General features: G+C 37.0%; 5 protein-coding genes. 2 read left to right on the top strand and 3 right to left on the bottom strand.

Translation table 11 applies throughout. The features are described 5' to 3' along the window. Positions 1 to 169 precede the first annotated feature (169 nt). Complete coding sequence (locus ACIQ32_RS11175; RefSeq protein ID WP_396195770.1) at positions 170 to 538, top strand: response regulator; 369 nt, start codon at positions 170 to 172, stop codon at positions 536 to 538. Further along, positions 528 to 1,400 carry a hypothetical protein gene (locus tag ACIQ32_RS11170; protein ID WP_396195769.1) on the top strand — a complete coding sequence of 291 codons (873 nt, stop codon included), beginning with the start codon at positions 528 to 530 and terminating at the stop codon, positions 1,398 to 1,400. The genes ACIQ32_RS11175 and ACIQ32_RS11170 overlap by 11 nt, the downstream gene beginning before the upstream one ends. On the opposite strand, the gene rimO is transcribed toward ACIQ32_RS11170, so the two are convergent. From rimO to ACIQ32_RS11155, 3 genes are all read right to left on the bottom strand, one after another. Continuing rightward, positions 1,397 to 2,698 carry a 30S ribosomal protein S12 methylthiotransferase RimO gene (gene rimO, locus ACIQ32_RS11165; protein WP_396195768.1) on the bottom strand — a complete coding sequence of 434 codons (1,302 nt, stop codon included), beginning with the start codon at positions 2,696 to 2,698 and terminating at the stop codon, positions 1,397 to 1,399. The two genes, ACIQ32_RS11170 and rimO, sit on opposite strands and share 4 nt — an antisense overlap. Positions 2,699 to 2,819: 121 nt before the next feature. Next, on the bottom strand, positions 2,820 to 4,331 hold the full coding sequence (locus ACIQ32_RS11160; protein ID WP_396195767.1) for an OmpP1/FadL family transporter: 1,512 nt from the start codon (positions 4,329 to 4,331) through the stop codon (positions 2,820 to 2,822). 67 nt (positions 4,332 to 4,398) lie between these two features. Next, a complete protein-coding gene (locus ACIQ32_RS11155; protein ID WP_396195766.1) occupies positions 4,399 to 5,334 on the bottom strand; it encodes a hypothetical protein in 936 nt (311 codons plus the stop codon). Positions 5,335 to 5,409 lie beyond the last annotated feature (75 nt).

Here is a 5,409-nt window from a genome sequence, read left to right as displayed (position 1 = left end):
CATTTCAAAAGCCTATGTAGAATTGCTTGGCGGCAGTATTACATTGACTTCAAAAGTAGGAGAAGGATCGACTTTTTATTTTTCAATACCATTGCAATATGCTAAAGTTGAACATATAACCGTTCGTTCGGTTAACAATGAAGAAACTGTTAAAACATAGCGCAGGGTTATTTTAATTGCTGAAGATGACAACATCAATTACTTGCTTTTTCAAAAAATGATGCAGCATAAGAATTATGACATTATCAGAGCTGTTAATGGTCAAATGGCGGTAGAGATTTGTTTGAATAATCCGAGTATTGATTTGGTTTTGATGGATATCAAGATGCCGATTATGGATGGTTTTGAAGCGATTGAACAAATTCAGCCTATTCGACCAAATTTACCAATTATTGCACAAACCGCTTATTCTTCCTCCGAGGACAAAGCCAAGATTGAGTTTGCTGGTTTTACCGATTATATCACCAAACCTTTGAACAGAGAACGTTTGTTTGAATTATTGGAGCAATATTTAGATAACAAAGGCGATGAAATTTAGAGAAAATACAATCATAGTTTTATTTGTTCTGTTTTTCGGACAAGCTTTCTCACAAGAAAATGAGTTAGATACGATAAGTACGATACCGGAAAAAAAGCTATACCTCAATTTGGATGTGACCAGCAGGTATCTTTGGAGAGGACAATGTTGGGGAGGAGATTATGTAGCGGTACAACCTACAATTGAATATGCTGTAACTTCTAAACTAACTCTCGGTTTTTGGGCCACCACCAATTTTAAAAGTGATTATTTTTATCCGGATGGTGTTTCGGCTTACAAAGGATATCAGGAAATAGATTTCTATTTGTATTATCAGTTGACCGATTTTTTGCAATTCCAATTGTGGGATTACTATTGGCCATCAGTCAGCAGAGTAGAAGGAGTAGATAATGGTTATTTCAACTACGGAAATGATGGTTCGAAAACTGTAGATGCTACTTTGTATTTCGACTTTTCTGAAGGTTACAAATACCCTTTTAATGCTACTATCAGTACTTTGGTGGCAGGAAATGATTTTAGATATGACCGCAACGGAGCCAATCCTAAACAGAATTTTACAACCTATTTTGAACTAGGCTATACTTTGACATTGTTTGAAAATTCCACGCTAAAGTCATTTCAAAATATAGAAGTAAATCCGGTTGTAGGTGCCGTATTCAATAACAAAGCCGAGTATTACACTTATGCTGATTACGATAAAATTTCTTGGGTGAACTTGGGTATTGGAGCCACCAAAGAGTTCTCTTTAGGAAATGGAATTGCAATGCCTTTGTCTTTAACTTATACCCACAACGGAGCGTCAAAAAACACGGAGATTTTCGGAAAAGATTTTTGGGTCGCTACATTGAGTTTTAGCTATTAAGCCGGCTCACCATACAAATCAAACTCTGTAGCATCAATGATTTTGATGTTGGCAAATGCTCCTGTTTTTAAATAGAACTTTGAAGCATCGATTAAAACTTCATTGTCTACATCCGGACTGTCAAATTCAGTTCTTCCCACAAAATACTGGCCTTCTTTTCGATCGATAATACATTTAAAAGTTTGTCCGATTTTCTCCTGGTTTAAATCCCATGAGATTTGCGACTGTAGGTCCATGATTTCTGCTGCACGAGCTTGTTTCACTTCTTCAGGGACATTGTCTTCCAATTGATAGGCGTGAGTATTTTCTTCGTGTGAATAAGTGAAGCATCCTAATCTTTCAAATTTCATTTCCTGAACCCAATCTCTCATGGTTTCAAAATCTTCTTGCGTTTCTCCCGGATAACCTACAATTAGAGTAGTGCGAATAGCCATTCCCGGCACCGCTGCACGAAAATCTTTTAAAAGTTGGGTAGTTTTTGCTTTAGTAGTTCCACGTCGCATCGATTTCAAAATAGGATCTGAAATATGTTGTAACGGAATGTCGATGTAGTTGCAAATTTTAGGTTCGTTTTTCATCAACTCTAAAACATCCATCGGAAAGCCGGTTGGAAAGGCGTAGTGTAAACGAATCCATTCAATACCTTCCACTTTGGCCAAGTTTTCTAATAATTCTGCCAGATTTCTTTTTTTGTACAAATCTAATCCGTAGTAAGTTAGGTCTTGGGCAATAAGAATCAATTCTTTCACGCCATTTCTAGTCAAACCTTCAGCTTCTTTAACCAATTTTTCAATGGATTGAGAAACGTGTTTGCCACGCATAATCGGAATGGCGCAAAAACTGCAAGGGCGATCACATCCTTCGGCAATTTTTAAATAGGCATAATTTTTTGGCGTGGTAGTTAAGCGTTCTCCCAAAAGCTCGTGCTTATAATCGGCGCCTAAAGCTTTCAATAATAATGGTAGTTCGGTAGTCCCAAAATATTGGTCAACATTAGGAATTTCTTTCTCTAAATCCGGACGGTATCTTTCAGAAAGACAACCGGTCACAAAAACTTTATCAACTAAACCTTTTTCTTTTTTGTCAGCATATTCGAGTATGGTGTTTACAGATTCTGCTTTAGCATTATCAATAAATCCGCAAGTATTAATTACTACGATATTACCTTCTTGCTCATGAACAACCTCTTTGCCATTGGCTTTTAGTTGTCCCATCAAGACTTCGCTGTCATAAGTGTTTTTAGAACAACCGAGCGTTATAACATTTATTTTATTTTTCTTTAAAGACTTAGTTCTCATAGATTTAATTCCGATTTATTGGGAAAGCGTGCAAAATTAAGCTTTTATTTCTAATTAGTTTGAGGAGAATAAATAAAAAACCCATCCTGTTAGGGACGGCCTTAGTTCTTTATTTTTACGATTAGAAGTTTACCGAATAACTAAATGTTATGGTGTTGTTGTATCTGCTAATTCTTGCAGGATCTGTCATTCCGGAAGAAAGTAAAGCCAGATTTCTGTTTCTATGGTCGTAAGCATAGGCTAAGTCAATTCGGTTTTCACCAAAATTATATCCGATTCCACCGCTATATCCTGTTAAATCACCAAAGATTTGATCTGTTTTATATGGACTTTCTTCAAAACGGTAACCCGCTCTTAAACTTACTTGTTTAATTCGATATTCTCCTCCGATTCTCAATTCAATGGCATTATCCAGCGCATTACTCATGAAATTATTTAGTCCTATATAACCCGGATCGTTTTGAGGTTTGAAACGCAAAGCGCTGTAATTTTTAGTAGAGACATCTGCACTGATTAGTCCTTTCTTTCCAAAAATATAAGATAAACTACCGGTCCATTTCCCGGGTGTTTGTATCGTGTAAGGCAAATAAACTACGGGGTTTTGATAAGAGAAAGGAAATTCAATTCCATCTTGATTGTTCAAACTACGTGTACTCACACCTTGTTGCAATTCATCGGTTAAACGGAACCAAGTTGGCGATTCATAAGCTAAACCAACTCTCATACTTTCGATGGGTTTAACAATTGCACCTAAATTGAATGAAAATCCGTAACCGGTTGTCCACAATCTGTTTTCAAAAAGAATTTCTGAAATGGTTGAACCGCTATCGTAAACAGGATTGTTGTTGCTTTCATAAACAGAAAATGTTTTATCGATATTTACAAAGTGATAATTTAAGTTTCCACCAATAAAAATCTTGTCTTTATAAGCCGCAGAAAAATTCCCTGTCAATTTACCGTTGAAACCTGTTGTTAAAACTTGATTTTCGTGATAGTAATTACCTCCGGTAGGTATGTTGGTAAAATACGAAGTGTTACTAGCGGTATTGTTGGTAGGTTCGAAAATATAAGTGTCATACCCCAAATAGGCTTGTTGTTCGTAGAAATTTAGCTGAGAATAATTAAAATCTGTTAAAGTGCTTGTAGGGATGCCTTGAGCAATGTTTACAAAATAATTACCAATAGAATTGTAAGGATTGGTTCCGGCAGTGAAAACGCTATTGTTTAAATTGTTGGCATTTTCATAATTGATTCCAACTGCAATTTTATTCCAACCGTTTTTACTGTTTCCGCTTTCTTTAAAAATAAATACAACGCCCGCTTGGTTAATGTCTAATGTATTGTCATTATCATTGGTTGAAGTACCAAAGTAACGAGATATGTTTTTGGCATTGTAAACAGAACCCGTAATAGTCGCATAATTGTTATTGAAAAAAACAGAACCGGCCGGATTAATATTTATAGCAGATAAATCTCCTCCTAATGATCCGAATGCACCACCCATCGATCTGAATCGTGCAGTTCCTGTTAGATTGTCAACCGCCAAGCGAATGGCATCATCAGGAGAGGTTTCTTGTGCTTGTAATGAGGAAAATGATATTCCTGCAAATAGTAATAAAAGGTACTTTTTCATAGTGCTTAATTTATGGTCAAAAAAAAGCCTATGCAAGTATTACTAAGAGCATAGGCGTAGGTTGTTATTATCTTCTGCCGCCTCCGGAAGATCTTCCACCTCCGTAACTTCCGCCTCCGTAACTTCCGCCTCCGGAAGAACGACCACCACCATAGCTTGAACTCGGTGTATAAGAACGAGATGGCGAAGATTCTGACCTAACGTTAGAGCGAGGTTGTGAGGTTGAACTATTGTTAGATCGAGTAGGAGAACTATTAGTATTGCTACGAACAGGAGCTGCATTAGGTCGGCTGTTAAAATTGCCATTTCTTGGTGATGTAAAATTACGACTGCTTCTAACGCCACTAGTTTGAGCCCTGTTGTTAGCATATCTTGAACTGCTTAAACGATTACCGTAATTTGAATTATAGGCGGTTCCACGTCTTCCACCATGATAGTAATTACCCCAATTGTTGTAACCGTTGAAACCCCAACCGGGACCATACCAATTATTCCAATTGTTCCAACCCCAGCCCCAACCGGCATTCCAACCTATATTCCAACCCGGGCCATACCAATTGTTCCAACCCCAACCCCAACCGGGGCCATACCAGTTATTCCAACCCCAATAATTGCCGTACCAAAAGTTATTCCAATATCCCCAGCCCCAATTATTGTCGTATACATTTACAGTTATAGGTTGGTCATTATTACCCCATCCGGCATTGCTTCTGTCATAAACCTGTCCATTGCTGACAGAGTCATTGCTAACATTGCTATAGTTGTCCACATCAGTAAATATTTCAGATTCTTTGTTGAGATTGCTGAAATATTCTTTGTATTTGTTACTTTCCGAATTGTCTACAGCAGCATTTTCGGTTTTTTTGTTTTCGGAATTCCCGTAAACACCATCATCATAATAAGAACTGTTTTGGTAAGAACCACAAGAGGCAGCCATAATTGTCAGTATTCCCAAAACGGAAAAGAAGGGCAATCTTCTGCTGAATAAATAATAAGTTTTCATATCTATAGCATTTTTATTGTTGGACTATACAAAAATAGTTAGTTTTGCCGAACTATTTAGTTAAAAAAAGTTAAA

The organism is Flavobacterium sp. (genome assembly GCF_044373165.1).
In the GTDB taxonomy this organism is placed as follows: Bacteria; Bacteroidota; Bacteroidia; order Flavobacteriales; family Flavobacteriaceae; genus Flavobacterium.
The sequence above is the reverse complement of the archived record's forward strand: the minus strand, read 5'-3'. Positions and strand labels throughout refer to the sequence as shown.